This is a genomic window from Streptomyces sp. CA-250714 (genome assembly GCF_050936705.1).
GTDB lineage: Bacteria > Actinomycetota > Actinomycetes > Streptomycetales > Streptomycetaceae > Streptomyces.
Genome location: NZ_JBNJMI010000001.1, coordinates 720,424 through 743,771 on the forward strand (window position 1 = coordinate 720,424; position 23,348 = coordinate 743,771).

Sequence of the window (23,348 nt, forward strand, 5' to 3'; positions counted from 1 at the left end):
GTAGTCGGACGTGCTTGGCAGGGGCATATGTGCTGCTCACTCTCCTCGATTCGGTACCAGCGGGGCCAAGCAGCCTAACTTCCCCGGGATGTCCGCAAGTTCATGTGCAATGTTCTTCACATTCCTTTTCGGAACCGGTGGTTCGACCGGGTGTTCGCGTGCAAGGGTCGATCTGTTCATTCTTCCCCCCTGCAACTTTTGCGAGGAGTTTCCGCTCGTGAGCCACCCCCAGACCACCCCCCACATCGGCATGCCCTCACACGGCGGCATGCCGGTCGGCTATCCGGGCGCCGGCCACCGGGCAGCCGGCCCGGTGAAGAGACCAGGCCTCGTGGTAGCCATGCTGGCCGTCACCGTACTGTCCGCCCTCTCGGGAGCCCTCAGCGCCCTGATCGTGTACGTCGGCGGCAAGGATCTGGCCGACGAGAACGTCCGCAATGCGGTCGACAGCGACCCGACGGCGGTCGGACTCACCGCGGGCACGGACGCGGCCGACATCAAGCAGCTGAGCGGCACCATGTGGGACAGCGTCGTCACCGAGTGGCAGGGCACCATGTCGGCGCGCGCCACGATCGCCATGGTCTTCGCCGTCGCCGTACTGCTGCTGGCGCTGGGTGCTCGCAAGGGCGCCGTATGGGCACGGGTGCTGCTGACGATCGTCATCGTGCTGTCGGCCGCCTTCCCGCACGCCCTCGTGCTTCGGGACGCCGCCCCGACCGGGCTGTACGCGGCGAGCCTCGGCGCCATCCTGCTGGGACTGGTCGCGCTGGTGCTGTGCTGGCTGCCGCCGGTGGGCCGCTACAAGAAGGCGCTTCAGGGACGCTGACTCCCGGATACGCCCGTGAGCCTGTGCTGATGTCCCTGCGTGGGCGGGGATGCACTTGCTGCGGGCGGAAGTTCGCTGAGCGCGCAGCTGCTACGCCCCCGGCGTAACGCCACGGTGCGATGCCGGGGGCCCGCTTACGGTCGCGACATGGAACCTCAGACAGTGCGTCCGTTTCTGCATGTGATCCCGTTCCCTGTCGGCCAGGCGTATCTGTGGCGGGACGGTGACGCGCTCACGCTCGTCGACTCCGGTCCGCCCGGCAGCGCCGACGCGGTGGAGGACGCCATCCGGCGCTGCGGGGCCGATCCCGCGGCGCTGCGGCGCATTGTGCTGACCCACTTCCACCCCGACCACGCGGGCTCCGCCGCCGAACTGGCCGACCGGCACGGGGCGGAGGTGGTGGCACACCGTGCGGACGCGCCGATCGTCCGTGGGGAAGCGCCTTCCCCACCGCCGGACATGGCCGATGCGCCGGAGTGGGAGCGTGCTCTCTTCGACCAGGTGCACGCTCCCTCGGGCAGCACTGCGGACGCTCCGGTGCTGGAGGTCGCACCGCCCTGCCGGGTGGACCGCGAGGTGGATGAGGGCGATGTGCTGGAGTTCGGCGGCGGGGCCACCGTGCTGTCCGTTCCGGGGCACACGGAGGGCAGTCTCGCACTGCTGCTGCCCGAACACCGCTCACTGTTCACCGGCGATACGGCTGCCCGCGTCGGGGACGATCCCGCGCCGGGTGTGTTCAACCTGGACAGAGCACGCACAGTGGCGGCGTTCCAGCGGCTGTGCGCCCTGGGCGAGCGGGAAGGGGTGCAAATCGTCTGCTTCGGGCACGGTGCGCCGCTGGCCACCGGCGGCGGTGAGACACTCGCGCGGGCCGCTGCAACATACAGCTAGCCTGGTCGCCCCACGGCGCGCGGAACCAGTGTTCCGTGTGCGTCCACCGCAGGTCAGGGAGGCCCCCGATGCATCAGTCCTCGCCCCGCCAGGTCGCCTCGATCGAGGGGGTCGGTGTCCGTCGCATGACCTCGGACCAGCTCATCCTCGACGGGATCGACTGGTCGGTGCGAGCCGGTGAGCACTGGGCTCTTCTGGGAGCCAACGGTGCCGGAAAGACCACCCTGTTGAAGCTGCTCGGCGCCGTGATGCACCCCACCACCGGCAGCGTGGAGGTGCTGGGCAACAGGCTCGGCAGGGTGGACGTACGCGAGTTGCGCGCCCACATCGGCCATGTGTCCACCACGCAGCGCGTACCGCAGGACGCGACCGCGCACACGGTCGTACTGACGGGCGCCACCGGCACCGTGCAGCCGCTGTGGAGCAAATACGACGACGAGACCCGCCGGCTGGCCGGCGAACTGCTGTCGGAACTGGAGTGCAAGGAGCTGGCCGACCGGCCCTTCGGGGTCTGCTCGGGCGGGCAGCGGGCCCGTATCCTCATCGCCCGCGCCCTGATGCCCGCGCCGTCGCTGCTGCTGCTGGACGAGCCCTTCAACGCGCTCGACCTGCCCTCCCGCGAGGACCTGATCGACGCGCTGCGCCGGCTGGCGGCGGACCGCCCGTCCCTGGCGACCGTGACGGTCACCCATCACCTGGAGGAGCTGCCTCCCACCACCAGCCATGCGCTGCTGTTGCGCGAGGGCAGGATCGGGGCGTGCGGTCCCGTCTCCGAGGTGCTCACCGGGGAGCGGATGACGCAGTGCTTCGGCCGTCCCATCGAGGTCACCCGCCAGGACGGCCGCTGGCTGGCCCGCTCGGGTCGTAGGGCGTAGTCGGCTCCGCCGGGCCTCTGTTCCCCTCGGGACCCTGGGACAGCGGGCGGGCCCGCCCTAGGGCTTCCGCGGTAGGGCGGGTCGGTCTCGCGTCCGTTACCGGTGGCCGTGGTCGGTCGTAGCGTCCCCGGCATGGACTCAGGGACGCGGAACACGGGCAGGAGCGGGAAAACCGGAACGCTGGACGAGGCGCTGGAGCGGCTGCACACCAGTGGGCCCGAACGCGAGGGCTGGCTGAGCAACCACGCGCCCATGGCTGTCGAGGCACTGGTGCGGCACGGGCAGGCCCCGGCTGTGCACCGCTGGATCGACGCCTACCGGGACAAGCTGGAGGACATGCCCGGACGGGACTCCCCCGTCACGGAGACCAACTGGCGTGCGGCGCTGGGGGACCCGCGGCGCCTCACGGACTGGATCAGCTACTTCACCCACCAGGTCGAGGAGCGCCCCTGGCAGGACGTGCTCGCCCTCTGGTGGCCGCGGCTGCTGCCGGGTATCTCCGCGGGCGCCACCCATCCGGTGATCCGTACGGGGCACGCGGTGCGTGCCCTGCTCGCGGACGGCGGGCAGACCGCGCCGCGCCGCACCGAGCTGGCGCACGCACTCGGGTACTGGGCGGCCCGGCACAGCACGCTGCCCGGGGTCGAGCTCCTGCCCGCGGCGGCGTCCGCGGACGCGGGTTACGACGCCGTGCCGCTGATCGCCGAGCAGAGCGGCGGAATCCGCGAGCGGCTCGCCCGCATCACGTCCCTGCCGCGGCGGCCGCGCCCTGCCGGACGAGCCGAGGAGGATGCCGCCGGGGCCGGCGGTACGGATCCCGACCGCGCCCGCGCCGACCTCGAAGAGATCGTGCGCGCGGCCACCCGCCGGTACGCCACCCATGCACACGGCTCACCCGTCATGCTGGTGCACGCGGCGACCGCCCCCAACGCCGTACTGCGCGTCCTGCCCGCACTTCCCCGCACGCTGTGGGCCGTTAGTGCGGATGCCGCCTGGACCGCGAGCGCGGCCGTCACGGCCGTGTACGCGCCCACGGAGGGTGTGCCGGTACCCTCAGCGGGCTCGGTCGCCCCGGAGGAGGCCTTCGCCCGTGCGGCGGCCCACGGTGACGAGCACGCCATCAAGTTCGCGGACACCGCGCTGGACGTGGCGGCCGGCACTCAGGGCGGAGACCCGCTCGCTGTGGCGGCGGTGCTGCGTGCGACGGAGCTGATCGAGCCGGGGACCTGAACGGCCCTCCATGGGGTGTCAGATGCGGACGACCGGCGCGCTCACAGGGCCGCGCTGAAGGCGTCGTAGGAGCGCTGGTCGAACAGGACGAGACGCAGTTCGGCGAAGCCCTCGCCCTCCTCCCGGAGCGTGCGCACCGCGATGCGCGCGGCGTCGTCGAGCGGCCAGCGGTAGACGCCCGTGGAGATGGCGGGGAACGCGACAGTGCGGGCACCGAGTTCGCGTGCCACGCGCAGCGACTCCCGGTGGCAGGAGGCCAGCAGTTCCGAGCGGTCCTCCTCCCGGCTCCACACCGGGCCCACCGTATGGATGACCCAGCGGGCCGGCAGCCGTCCCGCTGTGGTGGCGACGGCCTGTCCGGTGGGGAGGCCGCTGCCGTAGTGGGAAGCGCGCAGCTTGCGGCACTCGGCGACGATGTCCGGGCCGCCCTTGCGGTGGATGGCGCCGTCCACGCCGCCCCCGCCCAGCAGCGAGGAGTTGGCGGCGTTGACCACGGCGTCGACATCCTGTTCGGTGATGTCGCCCTGCACCAGGGTGATGTTCGTCGGCATGGGCCCATCCTGACGCGGTGCACGCCACCGCGCACATCGGTTACCTGCTGCACCCTTCGGACGGCTTTCTCCGGCACTGTCCGCTGCGCGCCCTCTGGTCGCCGGTCGCACGTTCGTATTAGCTTGCCCCACCGCCTGCTGCACTCCTGGACGCCGGAAGGACGGTCCCCATGACCGCTGCACCCTCGCGCCGTTCACTGCTGGCCGGTGGCACGGCAGCCACCGTCGCCACTCCGCTGCTCGCCCGGTCCGCTGCTGCCGCACCGTCGGGACAGACCGTCGGCCCCCGGTCGTCCGACGGACACGGTGCGCGGCCCGTGCTCCCGGGCGCCGATGTCGCGGCGGCCGAGGGCTGGCGCATGCTGCGGAGCCGGAAGGTGGGTGTCGTCAGCAACCCGACCGGCGTGCTGCGGGACGCCGGCCATGTCGTCGACTCGATGGCGGCCCACGAAGAGCTGCGCATCGTGGGTGTCTTCGGCCCCGAGCACGGCTTTCGGGGGAGCGCGCAGGCCGGCGAGTCCGAGCCCGAGTTCAAGGACCCACGTACCGGACTGACCGTCTACGACGCGTACGGCGCCGACGGCGCGAAGATGGCGGCGCTCTTCCGCAAGGCGGGAACGGACACCGTCGTCTTCGACATCCAGGACGTCGGCGTGCGCTTCTACACGTACATCTGGACGATGTACCACGCGATGGTCGCCGCCCGGGACATCGGAGCGTCCTTCGTCGTCCTGGACCGGCCGAACCCGATCGGCCGCAGGACGGACGGCCCACTGCTGAAACCCGAGTTCGCCTCCGGCGTGGGACTCAAGCCAATCGTGCAGCAGCACGGCATGACCGTCGGCGAGCTGGCCCGCTACTTCAACGGCGAGCTGCTGCCCCGTGAGGGCGACGGCGGACGTGTGCAGCTGGAGGTCGTCCGGGTGCGCGGCTGGTCACCTCGTACGACGGCGCAGCAGATGGGCCTGCCGTGGGTGCCGCCCTCGCCGAACGTCCCGACACCCGACACGGCGACCGCCTATGCGGGCACCGGGTACTTCGAGGGGACGAACCTGTCCGAGGGACGCGGCACCACGCTGCCGTTCCAGTTCATCGGCGCACCGTTCCTCGACCACCACTACAGCGACCGGCTCAACGCCCTGCGGCTGCCGGGAGTGCGCTTCCGGGAGGGCTACTTCGTGCCCACCTTCAGCAAGCACCAGGGGAAGACCTGCGCGGGAGTGCAGCTGCTGGTGACCGATCCCGTCCGCTACCGGGCCGTACCGACAGCGGTGGCCATGCTGCGCGAGGCCATGCGGTACGACGGTTTCGCCTGGCGTGAGGATGCCGACCCCAAGCGGCCGTTCTGGATCGACAAACTGTCGGGCTCCTCCCGGCTGCGGGAGATGCTCGACGCGGGCCGCAGCCTGGAGGAGATCACCGGCGCGTGGCGCTCCGAGGTGCGTGACTTCGAGCAGACACGACGGCAGTACCTGCTGTACCGCTGAAGCGGCCGGGCTGCCCCTGCGGTCACCCGCTCACCGTCACGTCCACGGTCTCGCTGTCGCGCCGCACCAGTGCGGCGTACTTTCCGTCCGCCGCGAGGAGTTCGGCGTGGGTGCCCCGTTCGGCGATCCGGCCGCCGTCCAGGACGACGATCTGGTCGGCGTCCCGGATGGTGGAGAGCCGGTGCGCGATGGTGAGTGTGGTGCGGCCTTCCGACAGTGCGTCGATGGCCTCTTGGACGGCGCGTTCGGTACGGGTGTCGAGCGCACTGGTGGCCTCGTCCAGGATCAGCACCGGCGGGTCGCGCAGGATGGTGCGTGCGAGGGCGAGGCGCTGTTTCTCACCGCCGGAGAAGCGGTAGCCGCGCTCGCCGACGAGGGTGTCGTAGCCGTCCGGCAGTGCGGCGATCTGCTCGTGGATCTGCGCAGCCCGCGCCGCCTCGCGCAGTTGCTCGTCCGTCGCGTCCGGCCTGGCGAAGCGCAGGTTGTCGGCAACGGTGGCATGGAAGAGATAGGTCTCCTGGGAAACCACACCCACCGCGGCCGAGAGGGTCGCGAAATCGAGGTCCCGTACGTCGACGCCGTCGAGGGTGACGCGGCCGCCCGTCACGTCGTAGAGGCGGGGCACCAGGTAGCTGAGTGTGCTCTTGCCGGAGCCTGTGGCTCCCACCACGGCGAGGCTGCTGCCTGCCGGGACGGTCAGGTCGATGCCGCGCAGGGTGTACCCGGTGTCGTGTGCGGGGCTGCCGGGCGGGTGGGTGTCGTAGGTGAAGTCGACGTTGTCGAAGCGGACTTCACCGCGCACGTGCGGGAGCGCGACCGGACGGGAAGGCTCGGTGATGGAGACGGGCAGGTCGAGGTATTCGAAGATGCGCTGGAAGAGCGCCAGTGAGGTCTGCATCTCCACGCCGGTGGTGAGCAGCGAGACGGTGGGCCGCAGCAGCCCCTGCTGCAGGGTGACGAAGGCGACGAGGGTGCCGATGGAGAAGGCGGGGCCGCCGAACTGGGTGAGCATGCCCGCCGTCCAGTAGAGCAGTGCGGGGATGGCGGCCATGACGATGCCGATGGTGGACATCCGCCAGCGCCCGGCCATGCTGGAGCGGATCTCCAGGTCGACCAGTCTCTCGGACTCGTCGGCGAAGTTCTTGGTGAGCGAGTCGGCCCGGCCCATGGTCCGGCCGAGCAGGATGCCGCTGACCGACAGGGACTCGGTGACGATGGCGGACATCGCGGCCATCTGCTTCTGCCGCTGTGTGGTGATGTTTTTTCGCTCCCGTCCCACCCGGCGGCTCACCCACACGAAGAAGGGCAGCAGCATCAGGGAGGCGAGCGTCAGCCTCCAGTCCAGCGCGAGCATGGCGACGATGGTGGCCACCACGCTGGTGAGGTTGGAGACGAGCGAGGTGGCCGTGGAGGTGACGGTCGCCTGCATGCCGCCGATGTCGTTGGCGATGCGGGACTGGACCTCACCCGTCCGGGTCCGGGTGAAGAAGGCCAGCGGCATCCGCTGGAGCTTGGCGTAGACCCCGGTGCGCAGGTCGTGCATCACGCGCTGGCCGACCGTGGTGCTGATGAGCGTCTGGAGCACGCCGAAGACACTGGTCACGACGGCGGTGACGATCATGCCGAGGGCGAGCAGCGACAGCAGACCGGTGCGCTGCTGCGGGATGGCGACGTCAAGGATCTCGCGCAGCAGGAACGGCGAGGCGACGGAGACCAGCGAGGAGGCCGCCACCAGGAGGCCGACGAGTGTCAGACGGCCGCGGTAGGGCCGGAAGAGGCGCAGGATGCGGCGCACCTGCGCGGGCGGCTCGGGGCTTGTCGGCGTGTCCTGCGGTGACGGCGTCCAGCCGGGTACTTCTCGGTGCAAGGGGCTCCTCGGGAGGTCTGGAGGGCTGCGGCATGTGCGGGTGGGGGCAGCCTATGGAGCATAGTTCATCGTTACCTATGCTCACAATGAATTACCCCCTGATAGCCTGCCCGTATGGCCCACCATCCCTCCGACGAACCCGCCTCCGACCTGGCCGACCAGCTGCTGCGCCTGACCAAGCGGATCAACCACGCACACCGGCAGAACTTCGCCCCGCTCGGCGTCACACCCGCACAGGGCCGAATGCTGCGTACGGTCGCGCACAGCCCGCAGCCACCCCGGATGGCGGACCTCGCGGCACGACTGGGCGTGGTGCCCCGGCAGGTCACCAGCCTGGTCGACGCCCTGGAGGAGCGCGGCCTGGTGCGCCGCGCTCCCGACACCGCGAACCGCCGGGTGATCCGTATCGAGCTGACCGACGGCGGCTCCCAGGCGCTCACCGAACTGCGGCGCGCACGGAGAAGCGCTGCGGAAGAGCTGCTCGCACCGCTGACGCCGCGGCAGCGCGAAGAGCTGAGCCGACTGCTGACGCTGCTCGATGACGATGGGCCCCACGACTGACGACGAGGGTTCCCACGGCTGACGGGGGCGACGGCGCCGGAGCCGGCCGGGTGTCACCCGGCGCGGACGGGCGTCCCCCGGCGCGACGAGCGCTACCCGGCGCCGATGAGCGATATCCGGCGCGCACGGGCGCCACCCGGCCCCAACGAGCGTTACCCGGCCGGGACGGCCCTCGCGGCCGGTGTCAGTGGGGCGAACTAGCATGTGGCACACATAAACCCGCACTCCCGCTCCACCCCCTGTGCGCCCTGGAGATGCCCCATGCCGCTGCTCGAACCCAAGGCCGGCGCGCTGCGCCCGCGGACCGGCGCGGGCCACTCCCCCGCCGCTGACCGGGTCCCCGAGGCTCAGGCGCAGGGGACGTCGCAGCCGCTGCGCGGCGATCTGGAGCGGCTGCTGGGCGCCGACAAGGTGCTCTCAAAAGTCTCCGACCTGGTGCGCTACGCCTCGGACGCGAGTCCGTACCGCTTCATCCCACAGGTCGTCGTGCTCGCCGAGAACCTGTCCGACATCTCCGCGGTCCTGGCGTACGCACGGGAGAACGGCCGCGACGTCGTCTTCCGCGCAGCTGGGACGTCGCTGAACGGGCAGGCCCAGGGCGAGGACATCCTGGTCGACGTACGGCGCCACTGGGCAGGCGTGGAGGTGCTGGCAGAGGGCCGGCAGGCCCGGATCCGGCCGGGGACCACCGTCTTCCGGGCCAACGCCGCGCTGGCGGCCCACGGGCGGCTGCTCGGCCCCGACCCGGCCAGCGCCATCGCCTGCACGGTGGGCGGAGTGGTCGCCAACAACGCCTCCGGGATGACGGCCGGAACCACCCGCAACTCCTATCGCACGGTCGCCTCCCTCACCTGCGTACTGCCCAGCGGCACAGTCGTGGACACGGCGGATCCGGCTGCGGACGAGAAGCTGGCCCGCGCCGAACCCGCGTTGTGCGAGGGTCTGTTGGCGCTGAAGGCACAGATCGAGGCCGACGCGGAGCTGGTGTCCCGTATCCGCGCCAAGTACGAGCTGAAGAACACCAACGGATACCGGCTCGACGCCTTTCTGGACGGCAGCACCCCGGTGGAGATCCTGCGCGGACTGATGGTCGGCTCCCAGGGCACCCTCGGGTTCCTCGCCGAGTTCGTCTTCGACACCCTCCCGCTGCACCGGCGCACCTCCACCGGCCTGTTCTTCTTCCCGTCGCTGTCGGCGGCGGCCGCTGCCGTGCCGCGCTTCAACGAGGCCGGGGCGATGTCCGTCGAGCTGATGGACGGCAACACGCTTCGCGCCTCCGTCCGCGTCTCCGGTGTGCCGCAGGACTGGGCCGAGCTGCCCAAGGAGACCACGGCGCTGCTGGTGGAGTTCCGCTCCCCCGACGACGCCGTACGCGAGGAGCGGGAACAGGCGGCACGCGAGGTGCTGGCCGGACTCGAGCTGGTCGCACCGGTCGCCTCCGTCACCAACGAGCTGACCCGCGACCCGGCCACGATCGCCTTCTACTGGAAGGCACGCAAGGCGTTCGTCACCGCGGTCGGCGGCTCCCGCCCCTCGGGGACGACGCTGATCACCGAGGATTTCGCCGTACCGCCCTCCAGACTGGCCGAGGCGTGCGAAGCCCTGCTGGAGCTCCAGCAGCGGCATGGTTTCGACGCCGCTGTCGCGGGCCATGCGGCACACGGCAATCTGCACTTCCTGCTGGCCTTCGACGCCGCCGACCCGGACGACGTACGGCGATACGCCGCCTTCATGGACGAGTTCTGCCGGATGACGGTGGAGCGCTTCGACGGCTCGCTGAAGGCCGAGCATGCCACCGGCCGCAACATCGCCCCGTTCCTGGAGCTCGAGTGGGGCAGCAAGGCGACCGAGCTGATGTGGCGCATCAAGCGTCTGCTGGATCCGACGGGCGTCCTGGCGCCCGGCGTACTGCTGGACCGCGACCCGCGGGCGCATCTGCGCGGCCTGAAGTCGATCCCCGGCGTGGAGGCTCTCGCCGACCCGTGCATCGAGTGCGGCTTCTGCGAACCCACCTGCCCGAGCGAGGATCTGACCACCACGCCACGCCAGCGCATCGTGCTGCGCCGCGAGATGATGCGCCAGCCCTCCGGCTCCCTCGTCGGCGAGAATCTGCTGGCCAGTTACGGATACGACGCGGTCGACACCTGCGCGGGCGACTCGACGTGCAAGCTGGACTGCCCCGTCGGAATCGACACGGGCGCGCTGATGAAGACGTTCCGGCACGCCCGGCACTCGCCCCGCGAGGAGCGCAACGCGGAGCGGACGGCACGGCACTTCGCAAGCGTGGAGCGCTCGGCGCGCCTGGCAGTGGCCGCCGCGGACCAGCTCCGCAGACGGCTGCGTGGACGCGAGGGGGACCTGGGCGACCGGCTGCTCGGCGCGGTCACCGGCGCGGCCCGTAAGGCGGTCCGCCCCGATCTGGTGCCCGAGTGGCTGCCGGAGATCCCGGCCCCGGCCGCCAAGCGGCTACCCGCGACGAGCAGGGAGCTCGCGGCTGCGGTGTACTACCCGGCATGTGTGAACCGCATCTTCGGCGACCCGGACGGCTACGCGGGGCTGTCACTGCCGGAGGCAGTGGTCACCGTCTCGGCCCGGGCCGGCCGCCCGGTGTGGATACCGGACGACGTCATCGGCACCTGCTGCGCGACGATCTGGCACTCCAAGGGGTACGAGGCGGGCAACACACTGATGGCCAACCGGATGGTGGAAGCCGCCTGGCGGTGGACGGACGGCGGTGAACTCCCCCTCGTCGTCGACGCCTCCTCCTGCACCCTGGGCGTCGCGGAAGAGGTCGTGCCCTACCTGACACCGGCCAACCGCAAACTCCACGAACGGCTGACAATCCTCGACTCGCTCGTCTGGGCCGCACGGGAGCTGCTGACCCATCTCACCGTCGAACGGCGCGTCACCTCCGCCGTTCTCCATCCCACCTGCTCCATGCGGCACCTGGGCGACGAGGCGGAGCTGCGCGCGGTCGCCGAGGCGTGCGCGGAGGAGGTGGTGGTGCCGCTGGACGCCGGCTGCTGCGCCTTCGCGGGCGACCGCGGTCTGCTGCACCGGGAGCTGACCGCCTCCGCCACGGCCCGCGAGGCCGCCGAGGTGACGTCGCGTTCCTACGACACGTATCTGTCGGCCAACCGGACGTGCGAGATCGGCCTCGACCACGCGACGGGCAACCGCGGGTACCACTCCGCCCTCCAGGAACTCGAGTTGGCCACGCGGCCACGGTGATCGACGGTGACATGTCGGCGGGCCGTCGGCGAGCGGGTGGCCTGCGAACGGCCCGGCTCCGGCTAGAGGGCCAGCCGAGGAGGGACGGGGCAGGGCGCGGCCCAGGCGGCGGGTGAGGCGGACGGGGCGGGCAGGCCGACGCGGGCGGGGCAGGACGACCAAGGCGGCGGGGCGGCGGGGCCGAGGCGGGCGAGGTGAGCCAGCCGAGGCAGGCGGGCCGCCGATGAGCGGCCCGCCCGTGTGTCACTCGGTCGCGTTCACATGGAGGGCCACCGCTCCATGTGCCGGGACGTTCACCTGGGCGCTGCCGTCGTCAGCGACCGTGACCTTCTGCGTGCAACCACCCTCCGAGGCGGCCACGTTGCAATAGGTACCGGCGGGCAAGGAGGTCCGGAAGGTCCGGCTCAGCTCTCCGTCACCGTTGTTGAGGGCGACGAAACCCTTGTCGCCGCGCCCGAAGGCGAGAGCCTGCCCCTCGGACCACCAGTCGGTCAGCTCGGCCGCACCGACCGCGTTGCGGAAGCCGACCATGCCACTGATCGCGGGCTTCGCGTGTGTGTCGGTCCACCCTTCGTCACCGGTGGGCGGCCCGGCGTCGTGATCGCTGAACGTGTAGCCCGAGAAGACGTTCGGTGAGCCGTAGGGGTGAGCCAGCTGGAAGACATTGGCGAGGGTGTAGGCCGCGTCGTCCTTGTAGGTGAGGGTGGAACCGTTGCGTTCGGTGTCCCAGTTGTCGACGAACGTACGGGCGGCCCCGCTCTCCAGCATGCCGTCGCCGACGGTCCGCAGTGAGCCGAGGTCGCCGCCCTGGAAGGCGCTCTTGAGCTTTCGGCCGTAACGGAACTCGTCCACGTCGCCGATGCCGGTGTATTCGTCGGGCTGCACGGCCTCGCCGTCACCGTGGATGACCTCGCTGACCCAGAAGCCCGGGTCCTGGATCATCTTCGCCTTGATCGCGGCTACATCGGCGGCGGCAATGTGCTTGGCGGCGTCGATGCGGAAGCCCGCCACGCCGAGGGAGCGCAGGTCGTCGAGGTAGCCGGCGATGGCGGTGCGCACCTTGTCGTTGCCGGTGTCCAGATCGGCCAGGCCGACCAGTTCACAGTTCTGCACGTTGTCACGGTTGGTGTAGTCCGTGATGTCCTTGCGGCAGGCGTGGAAGTCGGCGTCCTCGTAGGTGCCCGGGTAGCCGTACTTGGTGTACTGAGTGCCGCCGGTTCCGGTGCCCGATCCGGACGTCATGTGGTTGATGACGGCGTCGGCGATGACCTTGACGCCCGCTGCTTCACAGGTGTCCACCATTTTCGCGAAGTCGTCGCGGTCGCCGAGCCGACCGGCGATCTTGTAGCTGACGGGCTGGTACGACGTCCACCACTGGTCGCCCTGGATGTGCTCGGTCGCGGGCGAGACCTCGACGTAGCCGTAACCGGCCGGGCCGAGGGTGTCCGTGCACTCCTGCGCGACGGAGGTGAACGGGCGCTCGAACAGCGTCGCGGTGACGGTCTTTCCGCCGGGCGGGGCGGCCTTTCCTGACGAGTGCTGCCCTGAGGCGGGTTGTGCTGCCGCGGAGGTTTGCGGGGAGGCGGTTGAATCCGAGCGGGCTGCCTGGGCGTGCCAGGGCGTTGCCGTCATCAGGCCGCTTGCCGCCAGTACTCCCACCGTACTGACGCTGAGCAGTCGTTTTCTCATCGTGCGGCTCCTTCGGTGTGCGGGCATGGGGAGGCCCGGGAAGGCAGCCAGGCGCCTGGGCCACCGTGGGGGGTCGTGAACGCGCCGCCGAGGACGGACGGTTCACGGGTGGTACGGCCGGGAGCCTGCCGCTGCGGGACAGCGACGTCAAGAGATGTCGCAAGAGTTTCCAGCGTATTGCAGCAAGGTTTTGCGGAAACGGAAGTCCATCCATGAGCAACGAGAGTCCAAGCGCGGGCTCTTGCGCACCACTGGTCTCAACCAGCAGGGTCCTGAGCCGAGTTCGCGCATCCGAATTGCAGAGAGCTGCGGGAGACCCATGAGTGACGACCAAGGATTCAGTCGCCGTTCCATCCTGCGGACCGCCGGCGTAGCCGGCGCCGGGCTGGGCATCGGCGCACTGGGCACCCCTGCTGAGGCGGCACCGGCCGGGGCCGCCTCAGCCCAGCAGAGCGGGGACGCCGCCGCCACGCCGCCCCGTCGGGGCAAGACGATGATCGGCGTACCGTTCGAGGAACGCGGCACCGTCCGGGTCGGCATCATCGGGCTCGGACAGCGTGGCGGAAGCATGATCGATCTGTTCCTGGCGCTGGAGGGCGTGCGCGTGGTCGCGCTGTGCGACCCGGTACGGGAGAAAGCCGAACGCGCCGCGAAGAAGGTCACCGACGCCGGCCGGCCCGCCCCCGCCCTCTATACCAAGGGCGACCACGACTTCGAGAAGCTGTGCAGACGCGGCGACCTCGACTTCGTTTACGTAGCCACCCCCTGGGACTGGCACTTCGAGATGGCCAAGGCCGCGATGCAGGGCGGCAAACACGTCGGCGTCGAATGCCCCCTCGCAATGGAACTGGGGCAACTGTGGGAACTGGTCGACCTCTCGGAACAGACCCGTAAGCACTGCATGCAGCTGGAGAACTGTGTGTACGGGCAGAACGAGATGCGCGTACTGCGGATGGCCCACGAGGGGCTTTTCGGCGACCTGTTGCACAGTGCGGGTGCCTATCTCCACGACCTGCGGGGGCTGATGTTCGACCCCGACTACTACGAGGGGCCCTGGCGCCGTAAGTGGCACACCCGGCTGAAAGGCGACCTCTACCCGAACCATGGGTTCGGCCCCGCCGCCAACTACATGGACGTCAACCGCGGCGACCGCGCGGTCCGCATCGCCACCTTCGGCTCACCCTCACTCGGTCTTGCCGCCTACCGCAAGGAGCACATGCCGCCGGGACACGAGAGCTGGAAGGAGACATACGTCAAAAGCGATATGTCGATCAGCCTCGTCCAGACGGCCAAGGGCAGGGTCATCCGTCTGGAGCACGACGTCTCCAACCCGCATCCCTACTCCCGTATCAACATCCTCGGCGGCACCAAGGGCGTCTTCGAGGACTACCCGCCCCGCATCTATCTGGAGCCGGACATGTCCGGTGACGAGTGGGGCGACTTCGGAAAATACAAGGACCACGACCACTGGCTGTGGAAGGAACACGCCAATCCACCCGGTGGGCACGGCGGCATGGACTACATCATGCTGTTCCGGCTGATGCAGTGCATGCGCCTCGGCCTGGTGCCCGACTTCGACGTCTACGACGCCGCGACGTGGACCTCCCCCGTACCGCTCAGCCACGCGTCGATCAAGGCACAGGGAATGCCGCAGGAGATCCCCGACTTCACCCGCGGGCTGTGGCGGAAGAAGCGGCCCGGTGTCGACTCGGAGAAACCGGAGGGATGACAGCTACGACGGCTGGAGGCGCGTGGCGTCGGCCGGGCGCTCCCGCCGACGCCGGCGCCCGGCTCAGCGCTTGAGCGACGCCTTGTCCCCCATCACCACCACGGGGTGCTTGTCCGGGTCCAGCGTGCGCAACAGAGTCCGCATTCCGGACTTGGACAGGCTCACACAGCCCGACGTACCGCTGCCGTGGTCCATGTGCAGCCAGATACTGCCCCCCTTGACCTGACCCTGCGGCCGGGTCGGATCGAGGGGGGAAGTGCCCTTGACGCGGTTGTAGTCGATGGCGATCACATGGTCGAAATCGTGCCGGGTCTTCTTCGGCCAGTACGAGGGAGGGGTGAACGCCGACGTCTGGGTATAGGGCAGCTTGGCGTCCCGCTCCGGCAGCACGCCGCCCGCGTCGGTGAGCGTGAAGACGCCGACCGGGCTGCGCTTGTCGCCCTGGCGGTGGTCGTGCGTCCAGCCCTTCTTGCCGTTGTGCGCCGCCCAGCTGTGATCCTCGCGCCACTTCTTGCCGTGCCGGCTGTAGAGCCGCACCGTGGCGTCGGCCGAGTCCTTGCCCTTGCCCTCGACGGCCACCACCTGTTGGGCGTTGTCGGGGATCTTCGCCTGGAGGCGGTCGCCCACGCGGGGTATGCGGGTCGGGTCCTTGGCCAGCTCGGCCTGCGGGGAAGGCTTGGAGGCCTTCGCCTTATCCGTGCTGTCGGAGCTCTGGTCGCCGCTGCCCCCGCCACAGCCGGACAGCAGTAGCGCCAGCACCGTGCCGCCCGCTGCCGCCACCAGCGCCGCCTTCGCCGTGACCCGGCCCCCGGCTCTGGTCTCCGACACGTCCCGGGGGCTGTCTGCGGCTGCCCCGTGCCAGGTGGTCCCGGTGCCTGTACGTCCTGCCCCACGCATGCCCATGCCCTCCATCCTCGCATTGGCCGGAAGTGTGCTGACGACCGGGAAAATCCGTTGCCATTCGGCGGGTGACCGGGTGGGATCGGCGCATACCCGCAGGACCTCTGCCGCCTGCCCGCATGCCCATCTTCCGTATGCCCGCCCGCCCTTCTGTCGTACCTCGCGCAATTCCTGCGCCTGTCGTAGTGCCCGTGCCCGTGCGGTTTCGAGACTTCTGGAACGTCATGCAGATTCGCGACCTCCCCTACAGCGACCCCGGCGTTCCCGACGTCCGGTCGGGATTCCTGCTGCTCCTGTGGCTGGGGCGCATGCAGCTGGGCGGCCAGCTCAAGGCGCTGGGCTGGGGCGTGTTGCAACTCGCCTCGATCGCCTCCTTCCCCGCCGTCGCCGGGCTGGCCGTCACCGCTGTGGTGCACCGCTCGGGCAGCGACCTGGCGCTGGCCGGGGCGGCGATGGCGGTTGTCACGCTCACCGTGACGGTCGGCGACACCATGCTGCACAGGGTCGCCGTCACCAACTGGATCACCGCCGCCGCCCGCATCCAGCAACTGCTGGCCCGCCGTACCGCGGCGCTGGGCGCCACGCTCACCCGCAGGGTCGCCGCCGGAGAGGTCGTCGCCGTCTCCACAGGTGACATCGAGCGCATCGGGTGGTGCGTCGAGGCGGTCTCACGCTTCAGCGCCGCACTGCTGACAACGCTCGGCGTCTGCGCGGCACTCGTGGCCTACCAGCCGCAACTGGGGCTGCTCGCCTGCGCGGGCATGCTCGCCCTGGCGCTGACCGTACTGCCCCTGCTGCCCAAAGCGACCCGACGTGCCGACGCACAACGCGAGCGGGCGGGGCGCGCAACAGAACTGGCCGCCGACACTGTCGCCGGCCTGCGGGTGCTGCGTGGCATCGGCGGTGAGGATCTCTTCCTCGCCCGCTACCGGCTCGCGTCCCAGCGGGTGCGGCACGCCGCCGTACGCACAGCCCGTATGTGGTCGTTCATCGAGGCCCTTCAGGTGGCGCTGCCGGGACTGCTGCTGGTCGCCGTCGTCTGGTTCGGCACCCGGCTGGCGCTGGACGGGCAGATAGCGGTCGGTGAACTGGTCATGGTCTACGGCGCGGTCAGCTTTCTCCTCCTTCCGCTCCAGCTCTTCGGTGAATTCGCCATGTCGTACTCCTTCTCCCGGCCGTCCGCCGCCCGCGCCGCACGCGTGCTGGGCCTGCGGCGCCCCGGCGAGGACTCTGATGCAACCGGGGCCGATACGCCCGATATGCCGGAGATATCCGAGGGTGACGCGCACGTGAAGGTTCCGCCTTCCAGCGCCGAGGCGCGTGACGGGCTGTACGACCCCGACACCGGACTGCACGCTCCTGGCGGGCTGCTCACCGCCGTGGTCTGCGGTGATCCCGACGCGGCGGGGCGGCTCGCGGAGCGGCTGGGCGGGCACCCCGCTATCGCGGCCGACGACCCGGACGGGAGCGAGGACGAGGAGCAGGAGGCTCCCGCCTCCGCGCTGCTGGACGGGGCACCGCTCGACAGCATGCCGCTGGAACAGGCTCGTGCCGCCGTCCTCGTGCAGGACAAGGACCCGGTGCTGCTTTCCGGCACGCTCGCCGAGCTGTTGGACGTGCCCTCCTCCGGAAAGGTGACCACCACCCAGGCGCTGGAGGCAGCGCAGTGCGGCGATGTCCTCACGGCGCTGGTACAGGGCAGCCCGGACGCCGAGGGCGATCCGATGCGGGCCCGGATCACCGAGCGGGGGCGGTCCCTCTCCGGTGGGCAGCGCCAGCGTCTCGCCCTGGCACGGTCACTGATTACCGACCCACCGGTGCTGGTCCTGGACGAGCCCACCTCGGCCGTCGACTCGCACACCGAGGCCCGTATCGCACGTGAGCTGGCCAGGCTCAGATCCGGCCGGACGACTGTCGTCTTCACCTCCAGCCCACTGCTCCTCGACCGCGCCGACCGGGTTGTCTTCGTCCATGGACCGACGGCCACAGCCGCCGGCACCCACCGGGAGCTCCTCCACTCCGACGCGGCGTACCGGGCCGTCGTCACCCGCGAGCCGCAGGTGGCCGCGCCGCAGCAGGCTGGCCTACGAGCCGACAGCGCACAGACCGAGGGGGTCGAGTCCGCGTGAGTCCCAAGAGCACGCCGGCGCATCAGAACGGTCGTCGGAATCCCCGCGCAGGGCACTCCGGGCGCTTCGGCGTGCCCGAGCCCGACTACGACCCCTCGGCTCCCGAGGACGTGACGATCCTCCCGGTCGGCTCTCCCGCGACCGTCCGGTCCTATGTGCGTGAGCTGTTGCGGCGGCACCGGCGTACGTTCGCGCTCATCATCGCCGCGAACAGCATCGCCGTCATCGCGTCCATGGTGGGGCCATGGCTGCTGGGCGGGCTCGTCGACGATCTGGCAGCCGGGGAGCGCGAGCTGCAACTCGGCCGTATCACCGTCCTGTTCTCGCTCGCCCTGCTGGTGCAGACGGTCTTCACCCAGCAAGTGCGGCTGCGCGGTGCGGTGCTGGGCGAGGAGATGCTGGCCGATCTGCGGGAGGACTTCCTCGTCCGTTCCGTGGGCCTGCCGCCCAGTGTGCTTGAACGGGCCGGGACGGGCGACCTGCTCTCCCGGATCACCACCGACATCGACCGGCTGGCCGACGCCATGCGGAAGGCCGTCCCCCAGTTGGCCATTGGCCTGGTGTGGGCGGCGCTGCTGGTGGGAGCGCTGTGCGTCACCGCACCGCCGTTGGCACTGGCCGTGGTGATCACGCTGCCCGTACTGCTGGGGGGCTGCCGGTGGTACTTCCGCCGGGCACCGCACGCCTACCGGGCGGAAGCCGCGGGCTACGCCGCGGTGGCGGCGGCCCTCGCCGAGACGGTCGACGCGGGCAGGACCGTGGAGGCGCACCGACTGGGCGCCCGCCGCGTGGCGCTCTCCGATCGCCGCGTCGCCGAATGGACGGCCTGGGAACGCCGGACGATGTGGCTGCGCACCGTGCTCTTCCCCGCCATCAACCTCAGCAACATGCTGATCATGGGCGGTGTGCTGCTGCTCGGCGGTGTCTTCGTACTCCAGGGGTGGATCAGTGTCGGTCAGCTGACGACCGGCGCACTGCTCGCCCAAATGCTCGTCGATCCCGTGGGCCTCATCCTGCGCTGGTACGACGAGCTGCAGGTCGCCCAGGTCTCGCTCGCCCGGCTGGTCGGGGTACGGGAGATCGAGCCGGAAGGCGGCAGCGGTACCGCCCCCGGAGGCAAGGACGTGCGCGCCAGTGACGTGCGGTTCGGCTACCACGCCGATGTCGACGTACTGCACGGAGTCACGCTGGAGGTCGCCCCCGGCACCCGGGTCGCGCTGGTCGGCCCTTCGGGGGCGGGGAAGTCGACGCTGGGACGGCTGCTGGCCGGGATCTACGGACCGCGGCGGGGCGAGGTGACCCTGGGCGGCGCCGAGTTGAGCGAGCTGCCCGCCGAGGAAGTCCGCCGCCATGTGGCGCTGGTCAACCAGGAGCATCACGTCTTCGTCGGTACCCTGCGCGACAATCTTCTGCTGGCCCGGCAGGATGCCGACGACGCCGAACTGTGGGCCGCGCTCGGCGCGGTGGACGCCGACGGCTGGGCGAGGGCGCTCGCGGATGGGCTGGACAGCGAGGTCGGCTCCGGCGGGCTCACCGTCACCCCGGCGCAGGCCCAGCAGATCGCACTGGCCCGGCTGGTGCTGGCCGATCCGCACACTCTCGTCCTCGACGAGGCGACGTCCCTGCTGGACCCCCGGGCGGCCCGCCACCTGGAGCGATCGCTGGCCCAGGTCCTGGAGGGGCGCACAGTGGTCGCGATCGCGCACCGCCTGCACACCGCGCACGACGCGGATGTCATCGCGGTGGTGGAGGACGGCCGCATCAGCGAACTGGGCAGCCATGAAGCACTGGTGGCGGCGGACGGCCCGTACGCGGCGCTGTGGCGCTCCTGGCACGGCTGAGCCGAGGAGCCGAGTGGGGGCGGGTGTCAGCTGCCTACGAACCCGAGAGCGACCAGGCTGCCTGCCCCGCCCAACACCATGAAGGCGGGCATCAGTATGGCGTTCTCGACCCAGGCACCGGCGCGGAACCGCATGAACTGCGGGGTGCCCAGCGGATACCACCGCTTGCCCGCTATCGGGATCGGCCACAGGATCGGGCAGCCGGAAATCGTCAGGGCGTCGCCGATGTTGTGCACCATCGCGCCGAGCACGATCGGCAGCCCCATCCACAGGTACTCCTGACCGTCCCCGGTGAACAGCCAGTCCGCCCCGTTGCCCGGCTGCTCCAGCACTCCGGCCAGAATCCAGGCACAGGCGGCTCCCAGGAGCCACACGAGCACGTCGCTGGAGACCCGCGCCATCCGCCACAGCAGGCCCTCCACGGCGAGCACCACGTGGATGAAGAGGATGACCAGCACGGCCCAGCGGCCCCAGATCACAGCGGCCGCGGAGAAGCCCGCCCCTATGAAGAGCGCCCAGGGCCAGGTGTGGGTGAGCGTACGGTGCCCTCCGGAGCGGTGCCGCTCCCCACGTGCGCGGGTGCCGTTGTAGACGGCGGTTGACAGCTTGTCGACCACCCCGCACAGAGCGTGGGAGAGGGGACCGAAGGCCCGTGAGATGGTGGCGGACTTCTGGTCGAGATCCGGCGCCAGCGCGGCCCCGGCGCACAGCAGCGCGCCGACGACCACCACCGGCCAGGGCATCGGATGGTCCAGCACAGCCGCCACGGCACCTACGCCGAGCCAGGCAGCGGCTCCCGACAGCGAATGCGCCGGTCCCATCATGCGTATCCCCGCCCTGTCCTTCGTTTCGCGTATCTCGCGGCCCCGCCGCCGGGCCCGCGCCCCGCGCCCCCGCGCTGCTGTCCGGGTCTGATGCCCGTTCGGCGACACAGCGTAGCGCCCGGTGATCAACGGGAGCCCACCGGTTCCCTGATCGGCCCGGGCAGCAGGCAGTATGGGGGACGTGACAGCCACCCTTATCGACCAGATGCCGAGCGACGCCGATCCCGATGCCCTCTTCGAGACCTTCTCCGGGTGGGCGGAAGAGCGGGGCATCTCGCTCTATCCCGCCCAGGAAGAGGCACTGATCGAGGTGGTCTCCGGGGCGAACGTGATCCTGTCGACCCCGACAGGATCCGGCAAGAGTCTGGTCGCGGCAGGGGCTCACTTCGCCGCGCTCGCCGAGGACAAGGTCACCTTCTACACCGCCCCGATCAAGGCGCTGGTCTCGGAGAAGTTCTTCGACCTGTGCAAGCTCTTCGGCACCGAGAACGTCGGCATGCTCACGGGTGACGCCTCGGTCAACGCGGACGCTCCCGTCATCTGCTGCACCGCCGAGGTGCTCGCCTCCATCGCGCTGCGTGACGGGGCGAACGCCGACATCGGCCAGGTGGTGATGGACGAGTTCCACTTCTACGCCGAGTCCGACCGGGGCTGGGCGTGGCAGATCCCGCTGCTGGAGCTGCCGCAAGCGCAGTTCATCCTGATGTCGGCGACGCTGGGTGATGTCTCGCGCTTCGAAGAGGACCTGACCCGCCGCACCGGCCGCCCCACCGCCGTCGTGCGCTCCGCGACCCGCCCTGTGCCGCTGTCGTACGAGTACCGCACGACCACGCTCACCGAGACGCTGACCGAGCTGCTGGAGACCCATCAGGCGCCGGTCTACATCGTGCACTTCACGCAGGCGCAGGCCGTGGAGCGGGCGCAGGCACTGATGAGTATCAATATGTCGACCCGCGCGGAGAAGGACGAGATCGCCAAGGTCATCGGCAATTTCCGCTTCACCACCAAGTTCGGCCGCAACCTCTCCCGCTACGTACGGCACGGCATCGGGGTGCACCACGCGGGGATGCTGCCCAAGTACCGGCGGCTGGTCGAGCGGCTTGCCCAGGCAGGGCTGCTGAAGGTCATCTGCGGCACGGACACCCTCGGCGTCGGCGTCAATGTGCCCATCCGGACCGTCCTGTTCACCGCTCTCACCAAGTACGACGGCAGCCGGGTCCGCACTCTGCGCGCCCGCGAGTTCCACCAGATCGCGGGCCGGGCCGGGCGCGCGGGCTTCGACACCTCGGGCTTCGTCGTCGCACAGGCGCCGGAGCATGTGATCGAGAACGAGAAGGCGCTGGCGAAGGCCGGGGACGACCCGAAGAAGCGCCGCAAAGTGGTCCGCAAGAAGGCCCCCGAGGGTTTCGTCAGCTGGGGCCAGCAGACCTTCGAGAAGCTGATCGCCTCCGAGCCGGAGCCGCTGACCTCCCGCTTCCGGGTGACCCACGCCATGCTGCTCTCCGTGATCGCCCGCCCCGGTGACGCATTCGCACAGATGCGGCGGCTGCTGGAGGACAACCACGAGGACCGCCGCTCGCAGCTGCGGCACATCCGGCGGGCCATCGCCATCTACCGTTCGCTGCTGGACGGCGGCATCGTCGAGCGGCTGGACGAGCCCGACTCCGAGGGCCGCACCATCCGGCTCACGGTCGACCTCCAGCAGGATTTCGCCCTCAACCAGCCACTGTCCACTTTCGCGCTCGCCGCGTTCGAGCTGCTGGATCCCGAGTCGCCCTCCTACGCGCTGGACATGGTGTCGGTGGTCGAGTCGACGCTGGACGACCCGCGGCAGATCCTCGCCGCGCAGACGAACAAGGCCAAGGGCGAGGCCGTCGCCCAGATGAAGGCCGACGGAATCGAATACGAGGAGCGCATGGAGCGGCTGATGGACATCAGCTACCCCCAGCCCCTTGAAGACCTCCTCTTCCACGCCTACGGCCTCTACCGCAAGTCCCATCCGTGGGTCGGGGACCATCCGCTCTCCCCCAAGTCGGTCATCCGCGACATGTACGAACGGGCGATGACCTTCAGCGAGTTCGTCTCCTTCTACGAGCTCGCCCGCACGGAAGGCATCGTGCTGCGCTACCTGGCGAGTGCCTACAAGGCTCTCGAACACACGGTCCCCGACGACCTCAAGTCGGAGGACTTCCAGGACATCGTCGAGTGGCTCGGTGAGATGGTCCGGCAGGTCGACTCCAGCCTGCTGGACGAGTGGGAGCAGCTCGCCAATCCGGAGGACGAGACGGCCGAGGAGGCTCAGGAACGCGCCGACCAGGTCAAACCGGTCACTGCCAACCCGCGGGCCTTCCGCGTCCTGGTGCGCAACGCGATGTTCCGCAGGGTGGAGCTGGCCGCCTGGGACAAGGTCGCCGAGCTGGGCGAGCTGGACGGGGAGGCCGGCTGGGACGAGGACGCGTGGGCGGAGGCCATGGACGCCTACTGGGACGAGTACGACGAGCTGGGCACCGGGCCGGACGCCCGCGGCCCCCGGCTGCTGCGGATCGAGGAGGTCCCGGAGGACCGGCTGTGGCGCGTCCGGCAGACTTTCGCCGACCCGCGTGGCGATCATGACTGGGGCATCTCGGCCGAGGTCGACCTCGTCGCCTCGGACGAGGAGGGCCGTGCCGTGGTCAAGGTGACCGGCGTCGGCCCGATGTGAACGCGGCTCCCAGCGT

Annotated in this window: 16 protein-coding genes; 11 read left to right on the top strand and 5 right to left on the bottom strand. The window is 70.3% G+C overall.

The window, feature by feature from the left end; all coding sequences use genetic code 11:
• The first annotated feature begins 217 nt into the window (after positions 1 to 217).
• The 4 genes from ACQEU8_RS03390 (at position 218) to ACQEU8_RS03405 (ending at position 3,822) form a co-directional block, all read left to right on the top strand.
• Positions 218 to 826 carry a hypothetical protein gene (locus tag ACQEU8_RS03390; protein WP_433096622.1) on the top strand — a complete coding sequence of 203 codons (609 nt, stop codon included), beginning with the start codon at positions 218 to 220 and terminating at the stop codon, positions 824 to 826.
• Between the two features lie 147 nt (positions 827 to 973).
• The gene (locus tag ACQEU8_RS03395) at positions 974 to 1,717 is read left to right on the top strand and encodes an MBL fold metallo-hydrolase (RefSeq protein WP_433096624.1); all 744 of its coding nucleotides are present in this window, start codon (positions 974 to 976) and stop codon (positions 1,715 to 1,717) included.
• A gap of 68 nt (positions 1,718 to 1,785) precedes the next feature.
• Complete coding sequence (locus ACQEU8_RS03400) at positions 1,786 to 2,592, top strand: ABC transporter ATP-binding protein (protein WP_433096626.1); 807 nt, start codon at positions 1,786 to 1,788, stop codon at positions 2,590 to 2,592.
• Positions 2,593 to 2,724: 132 nt separating this feature from the next.
• Entirely contained in the window at positions 2,725 to 3,822 is a 1,098-nt protein-coding gene (locus ACQEU8_RS03405) for a questin oxidase family protein (protein ID WP_433096628.1), read from the top strand.
• A 41-nt stretch (positions 3,823 to 3,863) separates the two neighbouring features.
• Here ACQEU8_RS03405 and ACQEU8_RS03410 read toward each other — a convergent pair whose 3' ends face one another.
• Positions 3,864 to 4,373 (bottom strand): O-acetyl-ADP-ribose deacetylase, encoded by a 510-nt coding sequence (locus ACQEU8_RS03410; RefSeq protein ID WP_433096630.1) that lies wholly within the window; start codon positions 4,371 to 4,373, stop codon positions 3,864 to 3,866.
• 170 nt (positions 4,374 to 4,543) lie between these two features.
• Between ACQEU8_RS03410 and ACQEU8_RS03415 the strand changes: the two genes are divergently transcribed.
• On the top strand, positions 4,544 to 5,860 hold the full coding sequence (locus ACQEU8_RS03415) for an exo-beta-N-acetylmuramidase NamZ family protein (protein WP_433096632.1): 1,317 nt from the start codon (positions 4,544 to 4,546) through the stop codon (positions 5,858 to 5,860).
• 22 nt (positions 5,861 to 5,882) lie between these two features.
• Here the strand turns inward: ACQEU8_RS03415 and ACQEU8_RS03420 are convergent, their stop codons facing one another.
• Positions 5,883 to 7,727: an ABC transporter ATP-binding protein gene (locus ACQEU8_RS03420; protein ID WP_433096634.1), complete on the bottom strand. Its 1,845-nt coding sequence runs from the start codon at positions 7,725 to 7,727 to the stop codon at positions 5,883 to 5,885.
• A 114-nt stretch (positions 7,728 to 7,841) separates the two neighbouring features.
• Here ACQEU8_RS03420 and ACQEU8_RS03425 point away from each other — a divergent pair, with 114 nt between their 5' ends.
• Both ACQEU8_RS03425 and ACQEU8_RS03430 read left to right on the top strand, forming a co-directional pair.
• Positions 7,842 to 8,288 carry a MarR family winged helix-turn-helix transcriptional regulator gene (locus ACQEU8_RS03425; protein ID WP_433096636.1) on the top strand — a complete coding sequence of 149 codons (447 nt, stop codon included), beginning with the start codon at positions 7,842 to 7,844 and terminating at the stop codon, positions 8,286 to 8,288.
• Positions 8,289 to 8,549: 261 nt separating this feature from the next.
• On the top strand, positions 8,550 to 11,519 hold the full coding sequence (locus tag ACQEU8_RS03430; protein WP_433096638.1) for an FAD-binding and (Fe-S)-binding domain-containing protein: 2,970 nt from the start codon (positions 8,550 to 8,552) through the stop codon (positions 11,517 to 11,519).
• Between the two features lie 243 nt (positions 11,520 to 11,762).
• On the opposite strand, the gene ACQEU8_RS03435 is transcribed toward ACQEU8_RS03430, so the two are convergent.
• Entirely contained in the window at positions 11,763 to 13,208 is a 1,446-nt protein-coding gene (locus ACQEU8_RS03435) for an alpha-amylase (RefSeq protein WP_433096640.1), read from the bottom strand.
• A 319-nt stretch (positions 13,209 to 13,527) separates the two neighbouring features.
• Here ACQEU8_RS03435 and ACQEU8_RS03440 point away from each other — a divergent pair, with 319 nt between their 5' ends.
• Positions 13,528 to 14,937, top strand: a complete 1,410-nt coding sequence (locus tag ACQEU8_RS03440; protein WP_433096642.1) for a Gfo/Idh/MocA family protein — start codon at positions 13,528 to 13,530, stop codon at positions 14,935 to 14,937.
• Positions 14,938 to 15,000: 63 nt separating this feature from the next.
• Here the strand turns inward: ACQEU8_RS03440 and ACQEU8_RS03445 are convergent, their stop codons facing one another.
• On the bottom strand, positions 15,001 to 15,840 hold the full coding sequence (locus ACQEU8_RS03445) for a L,D-transpeptidase family protein (protein WP_433096644.1): 840 nt from the start codon (positions 15,838 to 15,840) through the stop codon (positions 15,001 to 15,003).
• Positions 15,841 to 16,061: 221 nt separating this feature from the next.
• Here ACQEU8_RS03445 and ACQEU8_RS03450 point away from each other — a divergent pair, with 221 nt between their 5' ends.
• Positions 16,062 to 17,966, top strand: coding sequence for an ABC transporter transmembrane domain-containing protein (locus ACQEU8_RS03450; RefSeq protein ID WP_433096646.1), 1,905 nt, complete (start codon positions 16,062 to 16,064; stop codon positions 17,964 to 17,966).
• 71 nt (positions 17,967 to 18,037) lie between these two features.
• Positions 18,038 to 19,807 carry an ABC transporter ATP-binding protein gene (locus ACQEU8_RS03455; RefSeq protein WP_433096648.1) on the top strand — a complete coding sequence of 590 codons (1,770 nt, stop codon included), beginning with the start codon at positions 18,038 to 18,040 and terminating at the stop codon, positions 19,805 to 19,807.
• 26 nt (positions 19,808 to 19,833) lie between these two features.
• Here ACQEU8_RS03455 and ACQEU8_RS03460 read toward each other — a convergent pair whose 3' ends face one another.
• Positions 19,834 to 20,631, bottom strand: a complete 798-nt coding sequence (locus tag ACQEU8_RS03460; protein WP_433096650.1) for a metal-dependent hydrolase — start codon at positions 20,629 to 20,631, stop codon at positions 19,834 to 19,836.
• Between the two features lie 172 nt (positions 20,632 to 20,803).
• Here ACQEU8_RS03460 and ACQEU8_RS03465 point away from each other — a divergent pair, with 172 nt between their 5' ends.
• Positions 20,804 to 23,332 (top strand): DEAD/DEAH box helicase, encoded by a 2,529-nt coding sequence (locus ACQEU8_RS03465; RefSeq protein ID WP_433096652.1) that lies wholly within the window; start codon positions 20,804 to 20,806, stop codon positions 23,330 to 23,332.
• The last annotated feature ends 16 nt before the right edge of the window (positions 23,333 to 23,348 follow it).

Bases quoted from the DNA above. Each gene is read 5' to 3' on its own strand.
- ACQEU8_RS03395 (WP_433096624.1), top strand. From the start codon at position 974: ATGGAACCTCAGACAGTGCGTCCGTTTCTGCATGTGATCCCGTTCCCT.
- ACQEU8_RS03465 (WP_433096652.1), top strand. From the start codon at position 20,804: ATGGGGGACGTGACAGCCACCCTTATCGACCAGATGCCGAGCGACGCC.
- ACQEU8_RS03435 (WP_433096640.1), bottom strand. From the start codon at position 13,208: ATGAGAAAACGACTGCTCAGCGTCAGTACGGTGGGAGTACTGGCGGCA.
- ACQEU8_RS03405 (WP_433096628.1), top strand. From the start codon at position 2,725: ATGGACTCAGGGACGCGGAACACGGGCAGGAGCGGGAAAACCGGAACG.
- ACQEU8_RS03400 (WP_433096626.1), top strand. From the start codon at position 1,786: ATGCATCAGTCCTCGCCCCGCCAGGTCGCCTCGATCGAGGGGGTCGGT.
- ACQEU8_RS03445 (WP_433096644.1), bottom strand. From the start codon at position 15,840: ATGGGCATGCGTGGGGCAGGACGTACAGGCACCGGGACCACCTGGCAC.
- ACQEU8_RS03440 (WP_433096642.1), top strand. From the start codon at position 13,528: ATGAGTGACGACCAAGGATTCAGTCGCCGTTCCATCCTGCGGACCGCC.
- ACQEU8_RS03425 (WP_433096636.1), top strand. From the start codon at position 7,842: ATGGCCCACCATCCCTCCGACGAACCCGCCTCCGACCTGGCCGACCAG.
- ACQEU8_RS03460 (WP_433096650.1), bottom strand. From the start codon at position 20,631: ATGATGGGACCGGCGCATTCGCTGTCGGGAGCCGCTGCCTGGCTCGGC.
- ACQEU8_RS03430 (WP_433096638.1), top strand. From the start codon at position 8,550: ATGCCGCTGCTCGAACCCAAGGCCGGCGCGCTGCGCCCGCGGACCGGC.
- ACQEU8_RS03410 (WP_433096630.1), bottom strand. From the start codon at position 4,373: ATGCCGACGAACATCACCCTGGTGCAGGGCGACATCACCGAACAGGAT.
- ACQEU8_RS03415 (WP_433096632.1), top strand. From the start codon at position 4,544: ATGACCGCTGCACCCTCGCGCCGTTCACTGCTGGCCGGTGGCACGGCA.
- ACQEU8_RS03450 (WP_433096646.1), top strand. From the start codon at position 16,062: ATGCAGATTCGCGACCTCCCCTACAGCGACCCCGGCGTTCCCGACGTC.